We start from the raw sequence: 25,030 nt of genomic DNA on the forward strand, positions 1-25,030 counted from the left end.
CCCGGGGGCCTATTCGAGTACCACTTCGAGATCGAGGTGGCACAGCCTGCGATAAATCTCTTCCTTGCGTTCACGCACTGCATGGTTCTGCGGTAACAACTCGCAGCAGCTATGCAGCAAATGCAGCACTTCCAGCGCAAGATCGGGCTCCCAGGCGTGCAGGCCTGAGTCCTGTAATGTTTGGTCGAGGGTTTCGAGTTGAGTCTTGGCCAGTTCGTATTTCTTGGCCATGAAACACAGCCGCGCCAGGGCGAACTGCCAGAAGAATCGAACCCGCCCGCCGTGGGCACTTTGCAGGCCTTGCTTGAGGACCTGCACGGCGGCCTTGAGACCGTCCTTGCGCAGAACCGGCAAGACTTCTTCAAGGGCCAGTTCCCAGGCCGGCTGGGTATCGGCGACCTCGACCTTGCGCGGCGCACTGGCGCTTTGCAGGTGCGGCATGACGTGGGCGCCGATCCAGGCGCGGGTGGCCGGATCGGCGAACGGCGCGCCGTCATGGAAACGCAATTCGATGATGCCGGGCAGGCGCTGAACCAAAAGCGCGAAGTGGATTTCCACTTCGCGCATCGCCATCTCGGCGTTCAGCCCCTGGAGGCATTCCCAGACTATTCGCTGGCCATCGAACCAGAACGGCGCCTTCGCCAGGCTCGCCTCCAGCTCTACCAGCAGATCAGCGTATTTCCCCTGGTCGTAGCGGTCCTGATAGGCCTTGAGTTTGTCCGCCGGCAGCCCGCGCAGAACGGTGATCTGCTCGGCGTTACGCTCGGGCACCGCGTCGATCGGCAGCCACAGCAATGTGCGATTGAGACGCAGGGCACGCAGGTCGGTGGCTTTCTGCTTGAGCCACCAGGCACACAACGGACGGGCGTTTTCCTGCTGGGCACGCAGGGCCTTGTGGGCTTCTTTCTCGTTGTCGATCGGTGCGCCGGGAGTTAACAGCTGGGTTGCGGCCTGCTTGACCTGCGCCACCGCGGCGCCCACCACACCGGGCTCCGGCTGATTGTCGGCGGCGCGCTGGACCATGTTTTTCAAGCGACGGGAAATCGGCAGCAGCAACGGCGCGTCGTCGCCCAAATGCTCGGTGCACGCGGCGTCGAGCCCTTCCAGATGCTCGACCAGACGGCGGAACAGCGGCAACTGCTCTTTGATCGCGACGTTTTCGTTCAGCACCTGCTCAAGACGCGGCACCAACCAGCTGATGGCTGCGGCGCGGGTGCGGGCCTTGTTCGGGTGGATTTCGGCCCAATGGTTTTCACACAGGTGGTGCAGCAAACCGAGGCCGGCCAGCAACCCCGGGAAGGATTCACGCTGGTACAGCGCCCAGGTCAACCAGGCGCCGACACGCAAATCCCTGGATTGCGTGCGCAGCAGGTTTTCACTGTTTTCGCGGATTTTCAGCCAGTCGATCTGACCGCTTTCGTGCATGGACGAGGCTTTACCCAGCTCACTTTCCAACGCCTCATATTCGCTCGAAAAGCGAACATCCTCGCCCGCGAAATTCTCTTTTGAAACAGAGCCTTTTGCGAGTTCGAGGTAATGAGCGGAAAGTTTGCTTGAGTAGGACATCCGTGACCTTTAATTAGGATTACAGTCACGCAGCCATTGGAGTTGAAATGGCGCCGGACAGTATCAAAGAGCTGCGATGAGTCTCATCCAATTGAGTTCGCGCTCTTTCAAGGCGCGCATCCTAATCACAATGATGGCCATTGGCAAGCATCCGATAAAACAATAAAACTGCGTCTTCGTTGTTGCTGTAGGAGATCACCCTATAGGAGACAGGGGATCCCCTGATGCCGGTTTTGACCTCCCCACCTTCGACGCATCACCCCCGTAACCATTGAGCCAGAGCGGTTTATCAACCCCGCCAATAATCACAGGACATTCACACCCTGAAACGGAACCCAGCATGACAAAAATAAAACATGAAAAATGTAGGAGCTTTCCGAAAAGTTACAGTCATCCATGGACGTAGCGATAACTGACAATAAGAAATACAGGGTGCCATCATAATGATGGCACCCTGTATTTCACCCCTCTCCCTCCAAATACATGCTCAATACGTCTCAAACTTCTTACAAAAGCTGATGCAACATTCTGCAATACGGAAATTTCGGACTGCGCCTCAGGCCCCTTCCTACATAATCCTTTTGCTCAGGATAAAGGCCTGTTCGTGCCGGCCAATGTTGCGCACTTCACGTTATTGATTCCGTTTGTTCGCAACGATTTAAAGTGCTGGTCTTTGAAGGTATTGAAGCCATCAGCACCTTGTATTCGACCGAGGTTGAACTGGTCAGCGAGCACCCTGATGTCGAACTTGGAGAGTTTGCTCAGCCGATACACCGCAGGGACCTGGCCGACGGAGAAAGGTACTCGACACTCGGTAAGCTTGGTGCTCAGCAGAATGGCAAAGGGCGTGTAGTTGCCGGTGAAACGAGCGCTGGATCATTTGCCAGTGCAGGAGATGGCGGCGCATAGCGCCAAGGTGTAGCCAGTACAGATCACTCCCACGCATAGCGCGTGGGAATGATCAAAGACCTACAGAAAACTCAATCAAGCATTCGGGCAAGGTACCGGTGCCCAGTCGCCCAGGTCCGGGTTCTTGCACATGCTGTTGACTTGAGTGTTGCCTGCGCTGGCGACCTGTTTGCTTTCAGCCTGTTTGGCTTGTGCGGTCTGCAGGGTTTTCTCGGTGGTGACCGCTTCTTTCGGCACGGTTGGCAGCGCCGGTTTTTTCGCCGGTTTCACCGCTTTTTTGCTCTTGGTCGGCGCCACGACTGGCGTGGTGTCGGCGGTTGCCACGGTGACCACGTCAGTGCGCTGTACGCCGACTTGCTGCAGGTCTTTTTCGTAGGCCTGGGTGTAGTTGTTCAGGTCTTCGCTGGCTTTACCGTTCACCGCAACGATCAGATCGTTGGACTCTTTGAGGCCTGCGACGATTTCTGCCAGGCGCTTGCGGCCTTCGGTGTCGTTGACGGTCTTGGCCTTGCGGTCGGCGACCAGTTTGGTGAACGCGTTCTGGTAGCACTGCTGCGAAGTCTTGGCGTACGCGGTGCTGCGATCGATGTCGGCAGCGCTTTTGTTGACGTCGGAGGCGTAGGACGCGATGCGCTGGTTGTCATCGGCGATCTGCTTCTGGCGCTCGGTGTAGTAACCGGCCGCGCCGCCCGCCAGGGCACCGCCCGCTGCACCGATGGCGGCGTTGCGACCACGGTTCTCGGAATCGACCAGGGCGCCCAGCAGTGCACCGCCGACAGCGCCGACGGCCGCGCCGGTGACGACCGACTTGGTCATGTTCGAATCAGTGGCACGCAGGTGTTGCACTGGCTCGTAGCAGTTTGGGTAGTACTCGACCTTGGTGCTCGAGGCGACCTTGGAGGTCGGCGACGTGGCGCAACCGCTCAGTACGGTGCTGAAGCCGACGGCCATCAGCAGCAAGTGACGCTTGGAAAGCGAAGCAACAGGTTTACGGGAGGAAAGCATAGTTGTGTTCTCTTTTAAGTTTGACCAGCTCAGCACGGCCCACCGCCGCCTGAGTCCCTTCCAAGCTCGCTGTACAACGAACGATCAAGACCGCTGAGCGTTCGATGCGAGCAATTCCTTCAATATCGCCGCCGGGTCGGCTCGTCGTTGCTGACGATAATCACCGACATGGCGAACGAATAACGTTGCGCGCGTTACCAGGCTTTTGCCCAGTACCGGCTTGCGCTCCAACTCTTCCTTGATGCGTTGAAACTGCGCCTGGATCACGGCATCGGTGTAGCGCGTGCCGGTCGCCAGGTTGTCGATGTAGATCGCCACCGCGCCGTCCAGCGCGCTGCGGCCATTGTCTATGGCCGTGGCGAACAGCTTGGCGCTGGCCTCGTCCTTGGCGTCCACGGCTTGCTGGCGACTCTTCTGCAAATTGGTCAGGCGAATGTTGTAGTTGTTGACGGTCTCGGCCACCAGGGCCGCCGACTGGATCAGGTTGCCGGCCGCTTCCTCGCGCTGCTGGGCGATGAGCGAGACGTTGCGCTTGAGCTCTTCGTTGACCAGCCCGAGTTCGGCTTGCAGGCGTGGATCGACACTGGCAGCAATGATGCTGTCCAGGCGTTTGGTCGGGTCCTGGGCGTCGTCGATGGCATCGGTCAGCGAAGCCAGCCGACCTTCCTTTTCCCACTGGACGAACAGTTCCTTGTAGCGCGAACGTGGCGCCGACAACGCGCCAATCGCCACCCGGAACCCGGTGGTTTCGTTGTTTTGCTCGGTGCCGTCGGCGGCGAACAGCGGGTACTCGCGACGCATCCCGGTAAACAAGGTGCCCTCGCCTTCCAGGTAGTTGCCGCCCTTGACCACGAAGCCGCCGTAGGTGCCTTGGCGGCGTCCGGCATGCACGAGCTGGAAGGACTCCTGGACCATTTCGGCGGCGTTGCCGATCACGTCGAACAGGCCGATGGGGTTTGGCAGTTTGGTACCGATCGGCATCAACCGCGCTGCCTGACCGGTGCCACCGGCGACTTGGTTGAACACCGCCCAATCGGCCAGTGGCCCGTCGCTTTCGCTGCCCTCAAGGCGCCGGGGAAACAGGCGCCCTTCCAAATCCTGACGGCTGATGGCCTGCCCGCCACGGGCGGCAAATTCCCACTCGACTTCGGTCGGCAAGCGCACAAAACCCAGCCCACCGTCTTCAGCCGAGGTACCGCGACCGCTCACCGGTAGCAGGTCCTTGTGGTATTTCATCAGCCAGGCGCTGTACACCGCCGAGAAGCGTTCGGCCTCGAATCGCGACAACTTCACCTTGGGCAAACGCCCGGCCATGCCTTGCGGCGCCTCCGCTTGCAGTGCCTCGCAGGTGGGCGCCGGCTCGCCGCTGGCCAGCGATTGCGCCTGGGCCATGACCTGAGCGTATTGGCGGGCGGTGACTTCGTATTTGCCGATGAAATAGAGCATCGGTTTGAGCGGGGTCTTGGTGTCTGTCTTGGGCATCAACGGCGTGATGGTCTTGCCCCAATCCTTGGGCAGATCCTTGAGGGTGAACTGGCCGTTGATAAAGTCCCGGCGGTAACCGGAAATGAACGACTGTTGATAACCGGCCTCGCCCTCGCTGAAGGGATAGCCGAGGCTGATCTCGCGATCATCCAGGGTGCCCTCGGCCAAAATGTACACGTAGCGGAACACCATCTGCCCTTCGCACGGCAACGGCAGGCTGACGTCATCGGGCAACGGCTTGGGGTTGTCCAGTTTGTCGGTGCTCTCATCTGCCCAGACGATGCTGGCCAGGCTCAGCGCCACGGCGGCGCCCAGTAACTTATACATCTCGGATTCCTTCAAACGCCTGGATACGCGCCACTCGCCAGCCACCACAGGCCGCCGCCACGACGCTGACGCCGAGCACGGCTACCAAGGCCCACGCGTAGTGATGCACCAGCAGATGACTGGCGTATTCGCCCGGCGCCTGCGCAAATAAATGGTTCAGGCCCGATTGCGCCAGGCCATACAGCCCGGCGCTCAACAGGGCCGCGAGGCCGGCGCTGTACAGCGCCTGCAACACAACAAACAGCAACAGCGCCGCCGTGGAAAATCCCAGCAGGCGCAACACCGACAACGCTCGACGCTTGCGCTCGACCGCCGCCAGCGCACCGGCAAAAATCGCCGCAAATGCTCCCGACAAAGCCAATCCGGCGATGATCCAGAATACGATCGACAAGTTGCGGCTCAGCGATTGCACCTGGGCGATGGCCTGGGCCTGGGTCGAGACCAGCAGATTCTGTGCGGCGAAGTACTGGCGCAGCGGCTCGACATCCGTGAGACGACGGGCGTACAGACGAAACGCCGGGTACACCCGTTGCTCCGTCACACCCACCGACTCCCCCGGCCAACCGAGCGCTGGCACGGCGCGGCCGTCCCGGTAATCTTCAGCTGCTTCCAGCAGGGCCAACGGTGCGAACAAGCCGTCCCGGGCGAAGGCTTCCAGCGGCAGTACGCGCAGCACCTGGACGCGAGTGCGCTGCGCCTCGCCACGACCGGCCACTTGCCGACCGACGCTGGCCTGCAGCCAATCACCGGCCTTGGCCCCGAGCTTTTCGGCGGCGGTCTGGCTGAGCAGCACCTGGTCCAGCCCTTGGGGCACCGGCAAGCTGCCGAGCAACGGATCGTTGTTGGCGGTGGGGATCATTTCGACGGTCACCGTCGCAGCGCCAGCGGTCAGGTCCGCCGTCGCGGCAATCTGCCGGGTGCGCGGCAAGGCGAAAGCCACGTCGTCGCGCCGGCTCAACTGTTCGATAAACGCGGCACCGAACCGACCGCCGCCCAGGGGAATGATTTCCCGGGTGGCCGGGTCGTTTTCCAGGCGCTCGGTCAAACTGCTGACCAGGCCGAATTTCAAGCCGAACAGCACCAGCAGCGGCGCGACCACCGCCACCAGCGCCAGCACCGAACAGGCCGACAGCCACGCATCGTTGCGGTAATCCTGCCAGGCCAGGGAAGCCACCAGCGCGCTGCGCATCAGCAGGCCTCCCCGAGGGTGGCGGTGACACCGCCATCAACGTCGCGATGACAACTGATGCGCCGCACCTGCAAACCGCTGGCGCGGGCCAGTGACTCATCGTGGGTGGCGACGACGCAGCACACACCGTGTTCGCGGGCCTGGGTCACCAGCAACTGCATCACTCGTTCCGCGTTTAGCGGATCGAGGGCGGCGGTCGGCTCATCGGCCAGCAGCAAACGCGGCCCATGGGCCAAGGCGCGGGCGCAACTCACCCGTTGCCGTTGGCCGACGGACAAGTCGCCCGGCCTCTTGCCCAGTTGATCGACGATATCCAACGCCCCGGCCAGGCGATCCACGCTGCCGTCGTCTTTCAAACCGAGCAGTTTGCGCGACAGGCCGATGTTCCCGCGCACGTCCATAAAATCCAGCAGGCCACCGGTTTGCAGCACGTAGCCCAAGTGCCGGCGGCGCAGGTCCGCCAAGGCACTTTGCGCCTCTGCGTGCCACAGCCCGGTAATGTCTGTGCGGGTTTGGCCGGGTGCAAAATCAAATTGCCCGGCCTGATCCGGAGCCAGCACCAGCGCCAGCAAATCCAGCAAGGTGCTTTTGCCGCAGCCACTGGGACCGACCACCGCCAGTTGCTCACCGGCACGCAGTTGCAGCCGAGGGATCACCAGGCTGTAGCGTTGACTGCCGGCGCCCCGGTTTTTGTGCACTGCGCTGAGGTTCATCATTACGGCAGCGTCGACAATGGAACGCGGTACAAGGCATCACCCGGTTCGGCATCGCCGAACCGCACCCAGTTGGCCAAGTCGTTGTGGAAGGTTTCGTAGAGGCGGATCTTCGAATCCAGCTCGTCGATAAAATCCTCCTGCTCGGCCACGCTCAGGGAAAGCCACAAATCCTGGGTCATGTTCAGCGATTTGCTGCGATAGGGCAGCCCTTCCAGGTACTCCCCCAGCACCCCGCCATCGGCCAGGTTGCCACCCTTGCGCAAGGCCGAGGGATCGCGGCTCATGTAGGCACTGGCACTGGCGATTTCCTGGAAGAAATTCTTCGGCGAGGTCTGGGTCTTGCGAGCGGCATCGACGATCAGTTTCAGCGATTGCTGCAAGTCATTGAGCTGCAACTTGGTCAGCATCACGCACACCTGGAACGCCGGCAGTGCCGGGTTGGTCAGGTCGCGGTCGGCGGTCCAGGCGCTGACCAGTTGCGGCGCCTGGCTGGCGGCTTTACGCCCCAGGAAGTCCATGTGCATCGCATAGCCGACGGCCGCCGATTTGTCGCTCAGGCTCGGCGCGGCGCTCAGCAGCGGCACGGTTTGCGGCTTGTCGCTACGCACCTGATGCACCAGGTCGGCAAACACCGAACCGATCTCGTCCACCCGCTCACCGAACTTGCGTACATCGGCGCCCGGCACCGGAATGTACAGGTCGCCGATCTGCGGGTTGGCGTCGGCGGTCAGGGTGCGGTATTGGCTTTGCGCACCGCTGTGGGTTTTCTTGCCGGCATCGCTGAGCAGGTGCAAGGCGTAGATCTTGATCTGCTTGCCCAGCGCAGCCTGGCGCACTTCGGCCTCGTTCATTTGCGTGGCGGCATACGGGTCGTTCTTGCGCAAGGCACCGGCATCGGTGACCAACAGGATCAGGCGCCCGCCATAGCCGGACCAGTCCATGCCCTCGACTGCTTCCATCACACCGGCAAACGCATCTTCGTTGAACGAATGGCTCGAGACCGTGGACGCCTTGACCTGCCGCGCCAGGTCCATGAAGCGCTGTGGGTCGCGGCCTTGGTCCAGGGTGATCAAGGTCTTGGCGACGTATTCCAGGCCCGGGGTTTTCTGGGTGCTGCTGCGAAACCCCACCAGGCCGAAACTGACACTGTCCTGCTCGCCCCGCTCGGCGATGCGGGTTTGCAGTTGGTGTACTACGTCGCGGACCTGATCGATGTAGGGCTGCATGGACACGGTGGTGTCAACGACCAACACCACGGCGGTGCGGAACGCGTCGGCGTTAGCGGTAGTCATTGGCGTGTTGTTGGCAGTGACCTTCGGAGCATCACCGGGGTCGATGGACGCCACGTTCAGCAACTGCACCGGCTGGCCGTTCTCATCGAAGCTCTCACGTGAATCGAAGATCGGTAACAGGTAAAACTGATTCTGCGGCACCGCACTGGCGGCCGGTTCCAGGGCCAGTACCTGCTGGTTGTCTTCGTGATTCTGCTGGGCCTTGAGCAACAGGTTTTTTGCCGCCGACGGATCTGCCAGCAGCCTCTCCACTTCGCCGGGCTGACGCAGGAACATCACCGGCGCGCGGCCGGAGCGTTCGGTGAACTTGAGCACCAGGCTTTGCTTCCAGTCGCTGACTTGCGCGGCCGGCAACCAGCCGTCACTGCGCCCGTCGGTGGCGGCGCCGACACGCAGCCACGGGCTGCCATCAACCTCTTTGCGCTGATAGACGTAAAGCACGGAAAACGCCGGCAAGGCCTTGTCAGGGGTGGCCCCCGGTTCGCTGGCGAGTTTCGCCCCCGGCTTGCTGAGTACCCGCTGGAACAAGGTTTTTTTGCCGGCCATCAGCAGCGGCCGCTGTCCGCCATCGACCTCCGTCGCCACGGGAGGGTTTACGGGTGGCGCCACGGTCGGCGGCGGGCTGCCCGGCGGTGCCGAAACCACCGGCACCTTGGCGTCGGCCTCGGCTTCGACGTCACCGGACAGCCACCAATAACCCGCGCCACCCAAGACCAGCGCCACGGCCACCGCGACGGCGGCGAGTGCGAACACCGGCCCCTTTCGCTGCTCCGAGACCGTGGACGACGGCGTCGGCTTCACAGTCGGCGCAACAGGATTGGATCGAGGTTGTGGCTGCGCGGGGCCGGTCGGTATATCGATGGACACTGGAGTCAGTCCCGCCAGGTCATTGCTCACCGCAATCGGTACTACCGGAATTGGCAACGGCCGGATCGTGGTCGCTTCAACCGATTCCCGAGGCAGATTATCCAGCGCCTGCAACAGCGCCGCTGCATCCGCGAAACGGTCGGCCGGATCCTTGGCCAACAGCTTGCGCAGCACCTCTTGATAGCGACCGTGGTGCACTGGCAGCTCCGGCAACGGTTCTGTCAAATGCGCCAGGGCCGTTGAGAGTGCGTCGTTGCCGGTATACGGCAGTTTGCCAACGAGGATTTCGTAGAGCACCACGCCCAGGGCATAAAGATCGGCTCGGCCATCGATATCCTGGCCGCGCGCCTGTTCGGGGCTCATGTAGCTGGGAGTACCGACAGCGAAACCGGCCTGGGTGAACTGGGTGCGGTCGTCCATGGACTTGGCGATGCCAAAGTCGGAGAGCACCGCCGTGCCATCGGCGCGGAACAGAATGTTTGCCGGTTTGACGTCGCGATGAACCAGCCCCAGCCCATGGGCATAGCCCAGGGCCGAAGCGATATGACGGATGTAGATCAGGCCCTGTTCCGGCGTCAGGCCGGCGGCGATGCGCTCCTTGAGCGTGCCGTTGGGCAGGAATTCCATGGCCATGTAATACAGTTCACCGACATGGCCGATGTCATGGATGGTGACCGTATGCGGGTGAGACAGGCGCGCCAGGGTTTTACCTTCGCGCAGGAAGCGCTCGCAGAAACTCGGGTCGGCCGCCAGCGCGGCGGCCATGACCTTCAAGGCCACCTTGCGCTCCAGCGAGCGCTGGGTCGCCAGGTAAACGCTGGCCATGGCGCCTTCGCCGATCTCGCCGTCGATGTCATAGCCGGGGATCAGAATGTTCACGGTGGGGTTCATGAAGGCACCTTCACGACGATGACGGTGATGTTGTCCGGAGCACCACGCATCAGGCCCAGGGACACCAGGCTGCTGGCGATTTCACCGGGTTCGTCGTGGCTCAGCACCTCGCTGATTTCATGGTCCTCGACGGTCTTGGTCAGCCCATCGCTGCACAGCAGGTAACTGTCGCCAGGCATCAACAGCAGATCGACCTTCGCCAGCTCCAGTTGCGCCCCTACCCCAACAGCGCGGGTGACAATATTGGACCGTGGATGCACCCGGGCTTCAGCTTCGCTGAGCAGGCCGCTGTCCTGCAGATCCTGAACGTAACTGTGGTCCCGCGAGATGCCTTCGAGCAGGCCGTCACGCAGGCGATACAAACGGCTGTCACCCGCCCACAAGCACACTCCGCGCAAGTCACGCGTCACCAACGCCACCACGGTGCTGCCCATCATGGTCACGCCGCGGTTGGCGGTTTCTTCACGCACGGCGGCGTTGACCCGCAGCAGGTCGGTTTTCAGCGCCGCGACGTATTCATCCAGCGAACGGCCTACGGCAACGTTGCGCAGGCTATCGACGATCAGGCTGCTGACGTAGTCGCCCGCCGCGTGCCCGCCCATGCCATCGGCGACCACCCACAGGCCGTTTTCCGGCCGGTCCAGGCAAGCGTCTTCGTTAACCTGGCGGACCATGCCGACATGGCTCTTGCTTGCGGACTTGAACGTCTTTCCAACGCGTGAACACATCTACACAACACCTTCTTGGCCGAGCAAAAATTGCGCAAAATCAGCGGCGGCCGGCAGGCCCTGGCACCGCAATAAAGCAGGGGCGATACGCTCCGAACCCTGGCCCCACCACAGGCTTGCGCCTTCGCAGGCCAGTTCGGCAAGCGCGGTCATTCGCGCCTTCGGGTCGGTGGCATCAAAACGATGCAGGCCGGCAAAACGGCTGCTTGGCGCGCGTGACAGGCAAGCCGGGCTGCCCAGCGTCTCCAGCCCTGCACCGAAGGCTTCGAAGCTCGCCTCCACGCTCAACGTGCTCAACAGCAATTGCTCGACTTGCTCAAACCAGACATCCGAGCCGCCCACCACCGACGCCGGATCAGCGTCGTGATCCAGCAGCACCGCGACGGTCAGCGGAAAATACCGGCCAACCCGATCGATGCTCGGCATCACCACCCCAACGGCGGCCTGCGGCCCACACACACCGGGCCCGAGCATGAAGCGCCACAGCGGACTGACCAGATAGGCATCCAGCCAACGGTCCCCGAGGCTCTGGCTGGCGAGCAGGCCCGCCGCCAGCCACGAATCCCAGGGGCCGATAAAACTCTGCGGCAAGCCACGGCTGACAAAGTCCCCGCGACTGGCCAACTTTCCATAGAAGCCTGGCGTGCTCATAAACGCTCCGGCAGGCTGAAACCGCTGAGCACACGGCTCTTGAACGGGTTGAAGGCACTGTTGGCCCGCAGCTCATAAGAGACGCTGGCGCCGTCGACCCGCAACCGCAGGTTGAAGCGATCCGGCGAGTTGCCGGCGGTCAGGTCCGATTGTTCCAACAGGCGGAACCAGGCCCAGGGCCCGTCCAGGGTGATGCCCGATCGACCGCTGGACGAGGGCGGCATGATCGAGATCCGCACCACGCCGATGCTGCCGGGGTTGGGCCATTGCATGGAGGTGGGGCGACTCGGGCCGTGGTCGTAGCTCAATTGCTGGCCGTCGAGGTCGAGCAAAAACTGGGTGATGGTGGCGTCCATCGCCACTGGCTTGAGTTCGAAGCGCACCATCGGCTGGGTGCCGCCGGAACGGAAAAACGCATCCCGGATGGTCGCTGCCCGCTGGAAGGTTTGCAGCACGCCCGGGGCGATGCCGAGCTTCTGTGCGGCGCCCGGTTGCCAACGCCAGGCCTGGGTCGAGGTATCCACGTACGGCTGCAGGTATTTGCGGAAATAGTTGTCCATCACCCCGCCCACGCCGAAGAACTGGCCAAAATCATCCAGGGTCGCGTCCCGCGCACTGCCCGGCGACATCGGATAGCGCCCGGCTAGCGACTGGCGATAGATGTTCACCACTTCACTGGTCCAGGCCGCGTTCAGTTGATTGCGTACCCCGCCCATCATGCTGTTGGTGGTGGAGTTGACCACCGATTTGACTAGGCCCTGCACCAGTGGCGGCTGACGTTCGGCGTTGAGGCTGACCCGTGTCGCGGCCGCTGCGGCCTGGTTCTTGGCTTCGCCGAGCAAGGCGTCGCCGCTGGCGCCGACCATGGCACTGACCTGCACATACAGGGCGTTCATGTCGGCCAGCAGGCCGTCAATGGCCGCCGGTTCGCCTTCGTTTTTGCTGACGATGCGGTTGAGTTCGGCAAAATGCGCGGTGATTGGATCTTCACTGGCATCCGCTGTGTTTTGCGTCGCCTGCTCCTGGCCGAGCAAAGTGCCCAAGCGCTCCTTGAGCTTGTCGACCCCGCCCTCCACCGGCGCGCCCTTGGCGGCCAGCAGGCGTTCTTCCTGTTGCAGGTCGGTTTCCTTCGCCACCGCTACCAGCAGTTTTTTCAACGGCGAGGTCGGGCCGGAAATCACCCGCAACACATCGGCGGCCTGGGCCACGCTGGTGATCGGCACGAAGTCGATATCAGCCAGCAAGGCGTCCCACTGGCGCTGGTAATCCTGGAAGTACAGGCGGCGCACGTCGGCGGCCAGGCTGACGACGTTCTGTTGTTCTGCCTGGTCGCGACCGAGCACCCACTGCTCCTCGGCCAGAGTGCCGGTCTGGTTCAGGCTGGTCAGCAAAAACCCTTGGCGGTAACCCTTGGCCGTGAAGAAGCCGCTCAAGGGTTCGCCCAGCGGCTTGCCGCTCTTGCGGCTGAACACCAGCGCGGCATCACGCCCGGCCGCTTCGTTGATACGAAAGTCCGGGATGCCGTCCGGCAGTTTCTGCCGCTTGACCCGGTCATAGACGCGCTGGGCCACCGGCAGCTGCTGCAACTGCCGACGCAGATCGTCGATCAGGCGCGGGTCCAGACGTGCGGTGGGCGGATGGCGCTCGAACAGCGCCTGCAAGTGCTCCTCCAGGGCCAGACGCTGCTCGGCCGGCAAGTCGCGCGGCAGGCTGCGATCCCAATCCAGGGCGATCCACGCCTTGATGAAGTCGGCATCGTAATGCTCGCTGTCGGCGAGCATCAGGTAGGCCTTCAAGCCTTCGTAAAGGAAGTCCGAATTGCCGCCGCCGTGCAGTTGCTCTTCGATGCGCGTGAGCAAGCGTGGCGCGAAGACCGCGATCAACAACTTGCGATAGACGCTGCCAGACTCGGCTTCAAGCATGTCGCCCTGATACAGGCCCAGGCCTTCGGCCCAGTTCGGCGAATCGTCGGCCAGGTGCTTTACCGCGTTGAGCAAAGGCAACACTGCAAGCACGTCCCGTTGTGCCGGGCTGAGGTTCTGCACGGACTGGCCCAGGGGTGCAACTTTCTGATCGACTTGCGCGATATACGCCTGGTTGGCGCGGTAACTGACCCACCACAAGGTCCCGACCACCAGTACCAGCACCACGGTCGAGGCCAGCACGCCCCGGGCAATCCACTTGCGTCGGCGTTCGACTTTCGGGTTAACCCCCACCAGTCCACGCTCGGCAAAGGCCACGGCGCTGAAGAGTTTTTCGATGAAGTAACTGCGCCCGGTGCCGTTCTGGCGCGCCAGGTGCTGGCGGTCCAGGTTCATGCTCTGGGCCATGGAGCCGATCAGCCGGTCAATAGGGCTGCCTTCCTGGGTGCCGCTGGTGAAATACACCCCGCGCAACAGCACCCGCTCTTCAAAGGCGTTGGGTTTGAATACGCCCTCAAGGAAGCTTTGCAGGCAATCTTTCAACGCGCCGAACTGTTGCGGGAAGCCGTAGATCAGATCGCGCCGCGCCGGGTCGCGTTCCTGTTGCAAACGCTCCACCAAACGATCGTTGAGGCGCTGTTCCAGGCCAGTGAATTCGCTTTGCAGATGAGCCAGTGGGCTGTCATTGTTTTTACCGTCGTCCAGGGCAAAGGTCATACCCCAGACCTGCGCTCGCTCTTCCTTGCTCAGGGTATCGAAATACTCCATGAACCCAGGCACCAGATCGAGCTTGGTCAGCATCAGGTAGATCGGAAAGCGCACGCCCAGTTGCGTGTACAGCTCCTGGATACGCAGGCGGATCGCGGCGGCATGGGCAGCGCGCTCGGCGTCGCTGCCCAGCAGCAGGTCGGAGAGGCTGATGGCGATAAACGCGCCATCGATCGGACGCCGGGCCCGCTGTTTTTTCAACAGGCCGAGAAAACCCAGCCACGCGGCTTTATCGACTGTCGCGTCGCTGTCCTGGGTGGTGTAGCGCCCTGCGGTGTCGAGCAGCACGGCCTGATCGGTAAACCACCAATCGCAATTGCGCGTGCCACCAACGCCGCGTACCGCCCCGGCGCCCAACTGCGCCGCCAACGGAAAATGCAGCCCGGAATTGACCAGCGCCGTGGTCTTGCCTGAACCCGGCGGGCCGATGATCACGTACCACGGGAGCTCGTACAGGTTACGGCGCTCGTCACCGCCCAGCTTGGCTTTCTTCAACAGCGCCAAGGCTTCGTCCATGCGCTGGCGCAGGGTTTCGAGCTCCTCAGAGGTGGCGATGCTGGTCGGGTCTGGCGGGGTTTGCGCCGCCAGGCTGCGCATGACTTCGGCGGCCTGACGGCGCGCCTGGATAATGCGAAACACCCGGTAGGCGATCCACACCGCGAACACCAGAATGATCAGCGCCCAGCGCCGGCCTTCGGGCACCAGGAATTCAAGCAGCGGCCCGACAAACCAGATGATCAGGCTCAGGGCGATCAGCCCCAGCAACGGAATGACCCAGCGGATGATAAAACTGAAAAACGCCTTCACTCGACCCCCTCCGCCAATACTGTGATTTCGACCCGACGGTTGCGTGCGCGGCCCTCTGTTGTAGCGTTCGAGGCCAACGGTTCGGTGTCGCTGCGGCCTTCGGCGCTGAAGCGTTCGGGCTGGCCGGTCTTGGCTGAAAGGATTTGCAGTACCGAATTGGCCCGCGCCTCGGACAAGGCCCAATTCGATGGAAACCGCAAGGTGGCAATCGGGCGATTGTCACTGTGGCCGGTCACCCGGACCTGGCCCTTGACCTTGCGAACGGCATCGGCGATGCGCAGCATCAGCGGCTGGAAATTGTCGACGATGCTGGCGCTGCCCGAGGCGAACAGCTCATCGCCACGGATGGTCACCACTGAACGGTCAACGGCATCTTCCACAGCGACCCGACCGGCCTTGATTTCATCGGCGAGGAAGCCCGCCAGGCGGGGACGCTCGATCAGTTTCGGTTGCACCACCGGACGGTCGATGGCCTGCACCGGGATCTCGCCCAGCGCATGGATATTTTTAAACACCGGCTCGGCATCGGCGGCCAGTTTCAAGCGCAGGCCGAATAGCAGTGCCAGCAGCAACGCCACGCCGATGGCCACGGCGATCCAAGGCGGCATGAATTGCGCCAGCCGGTCGCGGGCCACGGTGACGCCGCGCCAATGGGGCGACAGTTCACGCTCATAATCGCCACGGGCGCTGCGGATGACTGCACTGGTGCGTTCACGCAAGGCTTCCAGTTGGCTGCGACCGTCGTTCATGACCCGATAACGCCCTTCGAAACCCAGGCACATGCACAGGTACAACAGCTCCAGCAGATACAAACGTTCGCGGGGGCTTTGCAGGCAATGTTCCAACAGCTGGAACACCTTCTCGCCGCCCCAGGCTTCGTTGTGCACGGTGATCAGCAGGCTCTGTTTGCCCCAGTCACTGGCACCACCCCACGGTGTACTCAACACTGCTTCATCCAGGGCGGTGCACAAGGCGTAACGGGCCAGCAACACATCGTTGCGCACCACGCCGGCAGACTCGGCGCGCTCCTCGAACTGGCGCAGGTAGGCCAGTAATTGCGCGCGCAGGCTCGCCGGTGCCGGGTGGGCAATGGTGTTGCGCAAGCGGGTCAGCAAAGCCAGCAACGGGCCAGCGGCGCTCTCCAGGGGGTTGAGACCTTCGGCCTTGCCGATCAAAAGCGGCGCGGCCGGCATCGAAAGTGGCGCGGCCTGGGCGCGACCAGCCTCCGGGCGGACCGGGTCAGCGCCACGGCCACCGGGTGTCGGCATGAATTGGGTACGATCGTCGTTGCTCATTGCGGTTTATCCTCGGATCGCCCAGAAAGCCAGGTTCAGCCCCGGGAATTGCCCCGCTATGTAGAACGCAAAACCGCCGGAGTTGGCCAGTTGCTGCCAATGCTCGCTGCCCCGGTCCAGTTCGTAATAAGTGGAGCCGGCGTGATACGGGATCTGCCGTGGCGCCACCGGCAGCGGCAGCAGGCCAATGCCCGGTAATTGCAGGTTGACCAGGTTGCGGATGTGCTCCACCGAGCCGACTTTGCTCTGTTGGCCGAAGTGGCCGCGCAGGGTTTCGGCGGGCACGTCGGCGCGCACCACCAGGATGAAGCTGGCGCTGTCGAGCAGGGACTTGTCGGCCAGCATCGCGACGTGGACGCCATAGGCTTTTTCGACGATCGGAATCGGCGTGGCCTTGCTGTCGATCAGCATCGACAGCGCCTCACGCAGCGCTTGCATCACCGGCGCGAAACTCAGCGCCAAGTCATCGTGCTGGTACTGCGGGTATTCCTGGGGTCGCCGCCCGGAAGCGGTAAAGGTCGAGAACTCGCCGGCCAGACTCACCAACTCGCTGTAGAACCGCTCGGGGTGCAACGGGCTCAATTGGCTCAAGTGCTGGATCAACGGCTGGGCACGGTTGACCAGTTGCAGCAGCATGAAATCGGCAATCTCCGAGGCACCGCCGGCACCGGACGCCACCACCCGCCCGGCGAGGGCTTCGCCGCGCTGATGCAGCAGGCCCAGCAGTTCGCTGCGAAACGCGGCCAGGGGATTGGAGGCGACCACATCCAGCAGCGGCGGGATGTAAGTGTCGTCGAGCACCAAGGCTCGGTCGGCGCGTTTCTCCTTGATTCGTACCAGGCCGATGGCGGCGTAGTCGCTGATGCCATCCTGAGCTACCAACAATCGCAGCGCCCTCGAGCCCACGGCCACGGGGGCCTGGTTTTCGAACGGCGCGTTGTCGTCCCGTACTTCGCGAACCTGGCTCACGTAGCGCGCAGCGCCCAAGGCTTCGCCTTCGTCAACGGTATCGCGCGCACCGGCGCGCTTGAGTGGCAAGGCCAGGTACACCAAGCCATCGCGCAGGTTGTCATCGACATTCAGCGGGCTCGGCGCCAGGTCATCCTGGGGAATGTTGAATGGCGTGCCGTCCGGCAACAGGCCCCGCGCCGAGATAATCGCCAGTTTGCCCTGGGCCAGCAGGCCCTGGTCGATCAGCAATTCGGAGAAACCCCAGGCGCCGGCCGACAACGGGCGGCTCCGGGCGTCGATGAGGTTCTCCAGGTAACGGTCATGCTGCTGAAAGTGCTGCGTTCCAATGAACATGCCTTCCGACCAGACCACACGATTGTTCCAGGACATGGGGGGCTCCGATTGCTTATTGGGCAGGGCTGGATGGGGAAACCACGACGGCGCTGCGCACGGCTCGCACGTCGAGGCTGATCTGGTATTCGGTGTATTGGCGCGGCGGGACATTCATCACCGCGCGCCACAACGACTGATCCAGCTCGCGATACCCCACCAGCACGCCGATATGGCGGGTGGCCGGGTCGAGGTCGCGCTGCAGGCTCAACTGCTGGCCGGGCTGGATCAGCACTTCGTCCTGATCGATCAGATCGGCGCCGAGCGTCGCCTGGGCCCGTTCGGCCAGTGCGAAATAATCGGAACGGCCGAAGGTGGCGGCATTTTTCAATTCGAAAATACGCACCCGGACCGGGGCTGGCTGGCCAGTGGCGCCGGGGTTGAGCCCGGCAATGGCGTGAAAGTGCAACTCGACGGCGGCCGTATCGGCCTCGGCCTCAGCCTCTTCGGGCTGGGGTTTGGCCGCATCCTTGGCACATGCGGTCAGCAGAAGCGCGGTGGCAACTGCGAGTAAAAACCTGGGAATCATCCTGCGTCCTCAATGACGTTTCAGCTATCCGTTGTTCCGTTCTTTGCTATGAATGGCGCTATGCGATGGCGATGCTCAGCCGCGGCGCTGCCTTGTACTGTGTTCTTCGTAGGCGCGGCTGAATTCACGACCGAACAGGTCCTGGAAATCCTCTTGGGCCTCGCGGGAAATATTGCTGTAGAGCTCGGTAAACTGCTGCCAGTACTGGGCCTGTCGCGAGCCATTGAAAATGCTCGACAGGCCACCGGGCTTGCCCATGCGCTCTTCCAGTTGCCCCGGCTCGAAGCGCGCCAGCAGGTGCTTGATCGCCGCTTCCACGCCGGCCATCACCGCCAATTGGTGGGCACGCAAGTCATCGAAGCTGTCGCGCACGGCCAGGTCCGGCGCCATGAACGCCTGATTGCTGTGGCGCAACAGCAACAGCAATGCTTCATCGACGTTGGGAGCGAATTTCAGCGGGTTGTTTTCCACCGGTTGAATCATCGTCTGCTGAATGCGGAACTCGCCCTTGAGGCTGCTACGGGCGCGCAAGACATCGATCAGGCCTTCGACCATCAGCCGATAACTGCGGCCGATGCTTTCCATTTGTGCCTCGGCCTGCGCCTTGTCCAGGCGCACTTGATCCAGCCCGGCACCGCGCAGAAAGGCTTGCAACAGGTCGGGTTGAGAATTGTCGGCCGGGCTGACCGGATCGACCAGGCGTTCGACGACGGCCACGGGTGGTTCGCAAAGGGGTGCCGGTTCGATCGGTACGCTGATGTGAGGTACGGATGGCGGCGCAACCTCTGTAACAGGCAGCGGGGCGATCGCCACCGGTGCAGGCTTGTCGCTGAACAGGTCCCAATCTTCCGGAATCACCGGGGCCGACACCAGCGGCGCAGGCCCGGCCACGGGCGTTGGGACGGGAATAGGGGTCGGTGGGCGGAAGTCATGCTGCTCGGCCGGGACATGGTCGGGCTGGGTGGCCGGCGGGACGCTGGTCGGTGTCAGGAAGTCGAACAGGTCCGGCATCGTGTCCATGGCCGATACGCCCTGAAAATGTGCAGGCGGTGTCACGGGCAACGACGTCGGCGTATTCACGACGGCGCCCTGACGCCCCATCAGGGCTTCGAAGCTGCTGGACGAATTGGCGAAAGGGTTGCCGTCGGTCACCGGCAGACTGAAATCGATACGCGCCTGGATTTCATAATCACCGATGCGGATAACTTCGCCATCTTGCAACGGCTCGCTGTTGCCCTTGCGCAGACGAATACCGGCCTTGACCAATTCCACACCGTTAGTGCTGTTATCAGTTAAGTAATACCGGCCATCTTTATATTGAACAACGCAATGTTTGCCGGACACCAAACGCTCTGGATCGGGCAATACCCAGTCATTATCAGAATTACGGCCAATTGCCATCACGCCCTGATCCATGGATTTCTCAGGGCACTGGCCAGGGGTAATTTTGTGATAACTAGTGATAGTCAAACACAGCGACATCTTGCCTCCTTGCTGAACACTTTGCGCGCGGGCGAATCGGGATTCACTCCCGCCAGACTCGCTCCGACAACCTTGCAAAAACAACCTTGAAACGGCTTTTTACCGGCATGATTGCTGATCTTAACCGGCTTGCGTGACAAAAAACCTGCATTAGTGCCTGCTTCGACCTATCGGTCGCGCAGGTTGTTAAGCACCTCACATCTGTCACACAGAGGAAATAGCTTACCTTGACAAGCCATAAGTACTACACCAAAAATGCATAACTTCTTGAATATACATGATGGCACTTTAAGATCACCGCATATCTAAAAGGCCATTACCCTCAAGGAAACATGTGAAGTTCCATTTGGAACTTACATGTGAACGGCCCGACTCTCGAACGGGCGATATGGAGATCAAATTCAGTGGAAGTGCCTTTGCTGCTCGCCGCCGTTTCCGCGACTTCGCCTTGCGGCGAAGATTTGGAATATGACGCGGATTTTTTGCGCCTGGAACGCGATTCCCAAGGCCAGCCCGAGCGCAGCATGGGCGATTCGATATTGCCTGCCGCCCCCCCTGAATGGCGCAGCATCCAGCAGCAAAGTCTGGATTTGTTGCAACGCAGCAAAGACCTGCGTATCACCCATTTCCTTTTGCAAAGTTCCCTTGCCCTCGAAGGCGTCACCGGCCTGGCCCGCGTCCTGACACTGATCAGCGAATTGCTCAAGCAATACTGGGCCGACCTGCATCCGCGCCTGGATGCCGAAGACAACAACGACCCCACCGTGCGCATCAATGCCCTCGCCGGCCTGACGTCCGATGCCACCATTCGCCTGCTACGCGAAAGCATCCTGGCCCGTTCGCGAACCTTTGGCGCTGTCAGCCTGCGCGCCGCCGCCAATGCCAGCGGCCTGCAAAGCTTCCCTGACGAAAACCTCGGCGCCGAGCAGCTCGCCGGGGCGTTCCTCGACAGCGATCCCGAACAGTTGGAAATCACCCGCGCCGCTTTGCACGAGGCCCGTAGCGTCGCCGAGGCCATCGAGCAACAGATCAGCGAACAAATCGGTTCCGCCCAGGGCGTTGACCTTGGCCCGTTGAAGCAACCGCTAAAAATGGCCCTGCAGATTCTCGGCCAGTTCGCCCCGCAGAGCGGCGACACTCCCCTGTCCGATTCCATCAGCGACGACAGTGCCGCGTCGGTTGAACACCCCACCGCGCCGAGCACACCGCGCAGCACTGGCGAAATCAACAACCGCGACGACGTGCTGCGCAGTCTGGACCGGATTCTTGCGTACTACACCCGTCATGAACCCTCCAGCCCGCTGCCGGTGCTGTTGAACCGGGCGAAGAATCTGGTGCACGCCGACTTTGCGGCCATCGTGCGCAACCTGATTCCCGACGGCATGAGCCAATTTGAAAACCTGCGCGGACCAGACAGCGAATAAAAGCGAACGGATCACGCAGTCACGTCACCGGTACCACCGATGACGCCAACACCGTCGCTTGAGCGACCAGGAGCAGCAACGTGGCGAAGCAAAGTTCTCAGAAATTCATCGCGCGCAACCGCGCGCCTCGAGTGCAGATCGAGTACGACGTCGAGCTCTACGGCGCCGAGAAAAAGGTCCAGTTGCCCTTCGTCATGGGCGTCATGGCGGACCTCGCCGGCAAGCCCGCCGAGCCTCTGGCGCCTGTGGCCGATCGCAAGTTTCTTGAAGTGGATGTCGACAACTTCGACTCGCGCCTCAAGGCCATGCAGCCACGCGTCGCGTTCCACGTGCCCAACGAGCTGACCGGCGAAGGCAACCTGAGCCTGGACATCACCTTTGAAAGCATGGACGACTTCAGCCCGGCCGCCGTGGCGCGCAAGGTCGACTCGCTGAACAAGCTGCTCGAAGCGCGCACCCAACTGGCCAACCTGCTGACCTACATGGACGGCAAGACCGGTGCCGAAGAAATCATCATGAAGGCCATCAAGGATCCGGCGCTGCTCCAGGCGCTTGCCAGTGCGCCGAAGCCAGCCGAGCCTCAGGCTTAATCAGGACGAATGATCATGACCGATTCAGTACGTGCAGACGCTCAGACACTGGGCACCACCGAAGAAGCCAGCGAGTTCGCCTCCCTGCTGCTGCAAGAATTCAAACCCAAGACCGATCGCGCTCGCGAAGCCGTCGAGACCGCCGTGCGCACCTTGGCCGAACAGGCCCTGGCGCAGACCGACCTGGTGTCCAACGACGCCATCAAGTCGATCGAATCAATCATCGCCGCTATCGACGCCAAGCTCACCGCCCAGGTCAACCAGGTCATCCACCACCCCGATTTCCAGCAACTGGAAAGCGCTTGGCGTGGCCTGCATTACCTGGTCAACAACACCGAGAGCGATGAGCAACTGAAGATTCGCGTGCTCAACATCTCCAAGACCGACCTGCACAAGACCCTGAAGAAATTCAAGGGCACCGCGTGGGACCAGAGCCCGATCTTCAAGAAGATGTACGAAGAAGAATACGGCCAGTTCGGCGGCGAACCTTACGGTTGCCTGGTGGGCGATTACTACTTCGACCAGTCGCCTCCGGACGTGGAACTGCTGGGCGAACTGTCGAAAGTCTGCGCCGCCATGCACTCGCCGTTCATCGCAGCCGCATCGCCGACCGTGATGGGCATGGGCTCGTGGCAGGAACTGTCGAACCCGCGCGATCTGACCAAAATCTTCACCACCCCGGAATACGCCGGCTGGCGCTCGCTGCGCGAATCGGAAGACTCGCGCTACATCGGCCTGACCATGCCGCGCTTCCTCGCGCGTCTGCCGTATGGCGCCAAGACCGATCCGGTGGAAGCCTTCGCCTTCGAAGAAAACACCGACGGTGCCGACAGCTCCAAGTACACCTGGGCCAACGCCGCTTACGCAATGGCGGTGAACATCAACCGCTCGTTCAAACACTTCGGCTGGTGCTCGCGCATCCGTGGCGTGGAGTCTGGCGGTGAAGTGGAAAACTTGCCGGCGCACACCTTCCCGACTGACGATGGTGGCGTGGACATGAAATGCCCGACCGAAATCGCCATCAGCGACCGCCGTGAAGCGGAACTGGCAAAGAACGGTTTCATGCCGCTGCTGCACAAGAAAAACACTGACTTCGCCGCGTTCATCGGCGCCCAGTCGTTGCAGAAACCGGCCGAGTACGACGATCCGGACGCCACCGCCAACGCCAACCTGGCCGCGCGCCTGCCGTACCTGTTCGCCACCTGCCGCTTCGCCCATTACCTGAAGTGCATCGTGCGCGACAAGATCGGCTCCTTCAAAGAGAAGGACGAAATGCAGCGCTGGTTGCAGGACTGGATCCTCAACTACGTCGACGGTGACCCGGCGCACTCCACCGAAACCACCAAGGCCCAGCACCCATTGGCTGCGGCCGAAGTGATCGTCGAGGACGTGGAAGGCAACCCGGGGTACTACAACTCCAGGTTCTACCTGCGCCCGCACTATCAGCTCGAAGGTCTGACCGTGTCGCTGCGCCTGGTATCCAAGCTGCCTTCGGCCAAAGGCGCATAAAAACCTGCTGAACGGTACACGGTAAAAATGTGGGAGCGAGCCTGCTCGCGATAGCGGTGGATCAGTCGCTGCCAGTGTTGCCTGACACTCCGCCATCGCGAGCAGGCTCGCTCCCACAGGGGTCTTCATTAGGTTGGAGATCACCTTGAATCCCCTTCAGCTGAACAGATTTCGCAAGGTCGGCGTTAACCAAACAATGTGGTAGAGACCACACAGGGAGAAAACATGGCTGTTGATATTTTCATCAAGATCGGCGACATCAAGGGCGAGTCCATGGACAAGGCCCACAAGGACGAAATCGACGTCTTGAACTGGAGCTGGGGCATGTCTCAGTCCGGCAACATGCACGTGGGCAGCGGTGGTGGTGCAGGCAAGGTGAACATCCAGGACCTGTCGCTGACCAAGTACGTCGACAAAGCCTCACCGAACCTGATGATGCACTGCGCCAGCGGCAAGCACATCGACAAGGTCAAGCTGACCGTGCGCAAGGCCGGCGGCGAAAGCCAGGTCGAGTACATGATCATCAACCTGGAAGAAGTGCTGGTCACGTCCCTGAGCACTGGCGGCTCGGGTAGCGATGATCGCCTGACCGAAAACCTCACCCTGAACTTCGCCAAGGTGCTGGTGGACTACCAGCCGCAAAAAGCCGACGGCACCAAGGAAGGCGGGCCGGTCAAGTTCGGCTGGAACATCCGCCAGAACGTCAAGGTGTAATCGAAGATGCCCCCGGTGTTATGCGCCGGGGGTGTTTTGGTGCTTGCTCGAATCCAATCCTTTTCCCTCCGGTGTCTGAGTCATGGCCAAACCTTCGTTTATTAATTTGTGGAAAGCATATTCCGATCTGCTAGTTAAGTACCCTGACGCAAAGCCCTGTGAAGGGCCTTGGGCAAACCAGTGTGCTATCCGCATGAGCATGACGCTCAATGCAGAGCTGACCATCAAGGTCAACAAATCCACCTATACCGAACCCAAATGTGCACACGAGCACGCCAGGGGTGCCGAATCACTGGCGAACTGGTTGTGGAAGCATCATCTGGGGCGGCCACAGATCCTCGGTGGCAGTGCCGAAGAACGCCGCAAGTTGCAAGACAAGACCGGGCTCATCTTCTTCAAGGATTGTTTTCAGCAGGTAGGAGAGTCACCGGATAGTCGCACCGGCGATCATATCGACCTGTGGAATCGCGGCTTGACCATTGGCCGCTACAACGACCCTGCCTACCGATCCAAAGCCATCTGGTTCTGGGAGCTGACATGATCAGATCCAGCCGAAACCTGATGGCTCTGTGCTGCGTATTGTCGAGCCTGTGGGCGTGCGCCGGCCAACAGACTGCCCCTGCTTCCGAGGACCAGGTCGTCACTCTGGGCGAACAACGACTGACACTGGGGAACGATCAGCAGCAATGCGTGTTGCGTAAACCGGACCAGAGCGTGCTGCCCCTCGAGATGCCATGGCCTTGCCAATTTGCTGTCGACCGACAGGGCAAACCTCACGTCGAATCCTTCAACAACGTACCGATCGTGATCGTGCTGCACGTGAGCGTTGATCCTGCAAACAGTCGCGAATGCCGGTCCGAGTACCGCGCCGTACGCCAGGTCAAAGGCCAGCTCGAACCTTCGGTGGTCGCGCGCAGTGCCAGTTGCCTGCGGGGTGCCGGCGATCAGAAAGATTACACAGGTCTTTTCATTTGGTAACCGACCTCACATGCGATCGTTTACGCCCCTGCGCATCGCTAAAGT

At 61.7% G+C, this 25,030-nt stretch carries 20 protein-coding genes; 7 read left to right on the forward strand and 13 right to left on the reverse strand.

Annotated elements, in window-relative coordinates:
- Window positions 1-9 precede the first annotated feature (9 nt).
- Window positions 10-1,566, reverse strand: coding sequence for a type VI secretion system protein TssA (gene tssA, locus PMI30_RS21715; protein ID WP_008007673.1), 1,557 nt, complete (start codon window positions 1,564-1,566; stop codon window positions 10-12).
- Between the two features lie 663 nt (window positions 1,567-2,229).
- On the opposite strand from tssA (PMI30_RS21715), the gene PMI30_RS31415 reads away from it, so the two are divergent.
- A complete protein-coding gene (locus PMI30_RS31415) occupies window positions 2,230-2,475 on the forward strand; it encodes a hypothetical protein (protein WP_032835064.1) in 246 nt (81 codons plus the stop codon).
- Window positions 2,476-2,550: 75 nt separating this feature from the next.
- Here PMI30_RS31415 and tagQ read toward each other — a convergent pair whose 3' ends face one another.
- The 12 genes from tagQ to tagH form a co-directional block, all read right to left on the reverse strand.
- The gene (gene tagQ / locus PMI30_RS21710) at window positions 2,551-3,480 is read right to left on the reverse strand and encodes a type VI secretion system-associated lipoprotein TagQ (RefSeq protein ID WP_008007676.1); all 930 of its coding nucleotides are present in this window, start codon (window positions 3,478-3,480) and stop codon (window positions 2,551-2,553) included.
- A gap of 84 nt (window positions 3,481-3,564) precedes the next feature.
- Window positions 3,565-5,292: a formylglycine-generating enzyme family protein gene (locus tag PMI30_RS21705; protein WP_008007678.1), complete on the reverse strand. Its 1,728-nt coding sequence runs from the start codon at window positions 5,290-5,292 to the stop codon at window positions 3,565-3,567.
- Window positions 5,285-6,481, reverse strand: a complete 1,197-nt coding sequence (locus tag PMI30_RS21700) for an ABC transporter permease (protein ID WP_008007679.1) — start codon at window positions 6,479-6,481, stop codon at window positions 5,285-5,287. The genes PMI30_RS21705 and PMI30_RS21700 overlap by 8 nt, the downstream gene beginning before the upstream one ends.
- Window positions 6,481-7,197, reverse strand: a complete 717-nt coding sequence (locus PMI30_RS21695) for an ABC transporter ATP-binding protein (RefSeq protein WP_008007681.1) — start codon at window positions 7,195-7,197, stop codon at window positions 6,481-6,483. The genes PMI30_RS21700 and PMI30_RS21695 overlap by 1 nt, the downstream gene beginning before the upstream one ends.
- Entirely contained in the window at window positions 7,197-10,247 is a 3,051-nt protein-coding gene (locus tag PMI30_RS21690; protein ID WP_008007684.1) for a serine/threonine-protein kinase, read from the reverse strand. Before PMI30_RS21690 ends, PMI30_RS21695 begins: the two co-directional genes overlap by 1 nt.
- Window positions 10,244-10,975 carry a PP2C family protein-serine/threonine phosphatase gene (locus PMI30_RS21685; RefSeq protein ID WP_008007686.1) on the reverse strand — a complete coding sequence of 244 codons (732 nt, stop codon included), beginning with the start codon at window positions 10,973-10,975 and terminating at the stop codon, window positions 10,244-10,246. Before PMI30_RS21685 ends, PMI30_RS21690 begins: the two co-directional genes overlap by 4 nt.
- On the reverse strand, window positions 10,976-11,626 hold the full coding sequence (gene tagF / locus PMI30_RS21680) for a type VI secretion system-associated protein TagF (RefSeq protein ID WP_008007688.1): 651 nt from the start codon (window positions 11,624-11,626) through the stop codon (window positions 10,976-10,978).
- Complete coding sequence (gene tssM, locus PMI30_RS21675; protein ID WP_008007690.1) at window positions 11,623-15,123, reverse strand: type VI secretion system membrane subunit TssM; 3,501 nt, start codon at window positions 15,121-15,123, stop codon at window positions 11,623-11,625. The genes tagF and tssM overlap by 4 nt, the downstream gene beginning before the upstream one ends.
- Window positions 15,120-16,418 (reverse strand): DotU family type VI secretion system protein, encoded by a 1,299-nt coding sequence (locus PMI30_RS21670; protein WP_008007693.1) that lies wholly within the window; start codon window positions 16,416-16,418, stop codon window positions 15,120-15,122. The genes tssM and PMI30_RS21670 overlap by 4 nt, the downstream gene beginning before the upstream one ends.
- A 6-nt stretch (window positions 16,419-16,424) precedes the next feature.
- Window positions 16,425-17,759, reverse strand: a complete 1,335-nt coding sequence (gene tssK / locus PMI30_RS21665; protein WP_007894507.1) for a type VI secretion system baseplate subunit TssK — start codon at window positions 17,757-17,759, stop codon at window positions 16,425-16,427.
- Window positions 17,760-17,775: 16 nt separating this feature from the next.
- Complete coding sequence (gene tssJ, locus PMI30_RS21660) at window positions 17,776-18,288, reverse strand: type VI secretion system lipoprotein TssJ (RefSeq protein ID WP_007894506.1); 513 nt, start codon at window positions 18,286-18,288, stop codon at window positions 17,776-17,778.
- Window positions 18,289-18,363: 75 nt separating this feature from the next.
- Window positions 18,364-19,770 carry a type VI secretion system-associated FHA domain protein TagH gene (gene tagH, locus PMI30_RS21655; protein WP_008007696.1) on the reverse strand — a complete coding sequence of 469 codons (1,407 nt, stop codon included), beginning with the start codon at window positions 19,768-19,770 and terminating at the stop codon, window positions 18,364-18,366.
- 404 nt (window positions 19,771-20,174) lie between these two features.
- On the opposite strand from tagH, the gene tssA (PMI30_RS21650) reads away from it, so the two are divergent.
- The 6 genes from tssA (PMI30_RS21650) (at window position 20,175) to PMI30_RS21625 (ending at window position 24,985) form a co-directional block, all read left to right on the forward strand.
- On the forward strand, window positions 20,175-21,194 hold the full coding sequence (gene tssA / locus PMI30_RS21650) for a type VI secretion system protein TssA (RefSeq protein ID WP_008007699.1): 1,020 nt from the start codon (window positions 20,175-20,177) through the stop codon (window positions 21,192-21,194).
- A gap of 80 nt (window positions 21,195-21,274) precedes the next feature.
- On the forward strand, window positions 21,275-21,784 hold the full coding sequence (gene tssB / locus PMI30_RS21645; RefSeq protein ID WP_007894500.1) for a type VI secretion system contractile sheath small subunit: 510 nt from the start codon (window positions 21,275-21,277) through the stop codon (window positions 21,782-21,784).
- A 15-nt stretch (window positions 21,785-21,799) separates the two neighbouring features.
- Entirely contained in the window at window positions 21,800-23,293 is a 1,494-nt protein-coding gene (gene tssC / locus PMI30_RS21640; protein WP_008007702.1) for a type VI secretion system contractile sheath large subunit, read from the forward strand.
- Window positions 23,294-23,518: 225 nt separating this feature from the next.
- Window positions 23,519-24,007 carry an Hcp family type VI secretion system effector gene (locus PMI30_RS21635; RefSeq protein ID WP_007894494.1) on the forward strand — a complete coding sequence of 163 codons (489 nt, stop codon included), beginning with the start codon at window positions 23,519-23,521 and terminating at the stop codon, window positions 24,005-24,007.
- Between the two features lie 82 nt (window positions 24,008-24,089).
- Entirely contained in the window at window positions 24,090-24,548 is a 459-nt protein-coding gene (locus PMI30_RS21630) for a T6SS effector amidase Tae4 family protein (protein WP_008007704.1), read from the forward strand.
- Entirely contained in the window at window positions 24,545-24,985 is a 441-nt protein-coding gene (locus PMI30_RS21625) for a hypothetical protein (RefSeq protein ID WP_008007706.1), read from the forward strand. Before PMI30_RS21630 ends, PMI30_RS21625 begins: the two co-directional genes overlap by 4 nt.
- Window positions 24,986-25,030: the final 45 nt, after the last annotated feature.

It is taken from the genome of Pseudomonas sp. GM50, from assembly GCF_000282375.1.
Taxonomy (GTDB): Bacteria; Pseudomonadota; Gammaproteobacteria; order Pseudomonadales; family Pseudomonadaceae; genus Aquipseudomonas.

What these genes read in the sequence shown, in the direction of transcription:
- tssA (WP_008007673.1), bottom strand. Translation starts at nt 1,566, where the DNA reads ATGTCCTACTCAAGCAAACTTTCCGCTCATTACCTCGAACTCGCAAAA.
- tagQ (WP_008007676.1), bottom strand. Translation starts at nt 3,480, where the DNA reads ATGCTTTCCTCCCGTAAACCTGTTGCTTCGCTTTCCAAGCGTCACTTG.
- PMI30_RS21705 (WP_008007678.1), bottom strand. Translation starts at nt 5,292, where the DNA reads ATGTATAAGTTACTGGGCGCCGCCGTGGCGCTGAGCCTGGCCAGCATC.
- PMI30_RS21700 (WP_008007679.1), bottom strand. Translation starts at nt 6,481, where the DNA reads ATGCGCAGCGCGCTGGTGGCTTCCCTGGCCTGGCAGGATTACCGCAAC.
- PMI30_RS21695 (WP_008007681.1), bottom strand. Translation starts at nt 7,197, where the DNA reads ATGATGAACCTCAGCGCAGTGCACAAAAACCGGGGCGCCGGCAGTCAA.
- PMI30_RS21690 (WP_008007684.1), bottom strand. Translation starts at nt 10,247, where the DNA reads ATGAACCCCACCGTGAACATTCTGATCCCCGGCTATGACATCGACGGC.
- PMI30_RS21685 (WP_008007686.1), bottom strand. Translation starts at nt 10,975, where the DNA reads ATGTGTTCACGCGTTGGAAAGACGTTCAAGTCCGCAAGCAAGAGCCAT.
- tagF (WP_008007688.1), bottom strand. Translation starts at nt 11,626, where the DNA reads ATGAGCACGCCAGGCTTCTATGGAAAGTTGGCCAGTCGCGGGGACTTT.
- PMI30_RS21670 (WP_008007693.1), bottom strand. Translation starts at nt 16,418, where the DNA reads ATGAGCAACGACGATCGTACCCAATTCATGCCGACACCCGGTGGCCGT.
- tssK (WP_007894507.1), bottom strand. Translation starts at nt 17,759, where the DNA reads ATGTCCTGGAACAATCGTGTGGTCTGGTCGGAAGGCATGTTCATTGGA.
- tssJ (WP_007894506.1), bottom strand. Translation starts at nt 18,288, where the DNA reads ATGATTCCCAGGTTTTTACTCGCAGTTGCCACCGCGCTTCTGCTGACC.
- tagH (WP_008007696.1), bottom strand. Translation starts at nt 19,770, where the DNA reads ATGTCGCTGTGTTTGACTATCACTAGTTATCACAAAATTACCCCTGGC.
- tssC (WP_008007702.1), top strand. Translation starts at nt 21,800, where the DNA reads ATGACCGATTCAGTACGTGCAGACGCTCAGACACTGGGCACCACCGAA.
- PMI30_RS21635 (WP_007894494.1), top strand. Translation starts at nt 23,519, where the DNA reads ATGGCTGTTGATATTTTCATCAAGATCGGCGACATCAAGGGCGAGTCC.
- PMI30_RS21630 (WP_008007704.1), top strand. Translation starts at nt 24,090, where the DNA reads ATGGCCAAACCTTCGTTTATTAATTTGTGGAAAGCATATTCCGATCTG.
- PMI30_RS21625 (WP_008007706.1), top strand. Translation starts at nt 24,545, where the DNA reads ATGATCAGATCCAGCCGAAACCTGATGGCTCTGTGCTGCGTATTGTCG.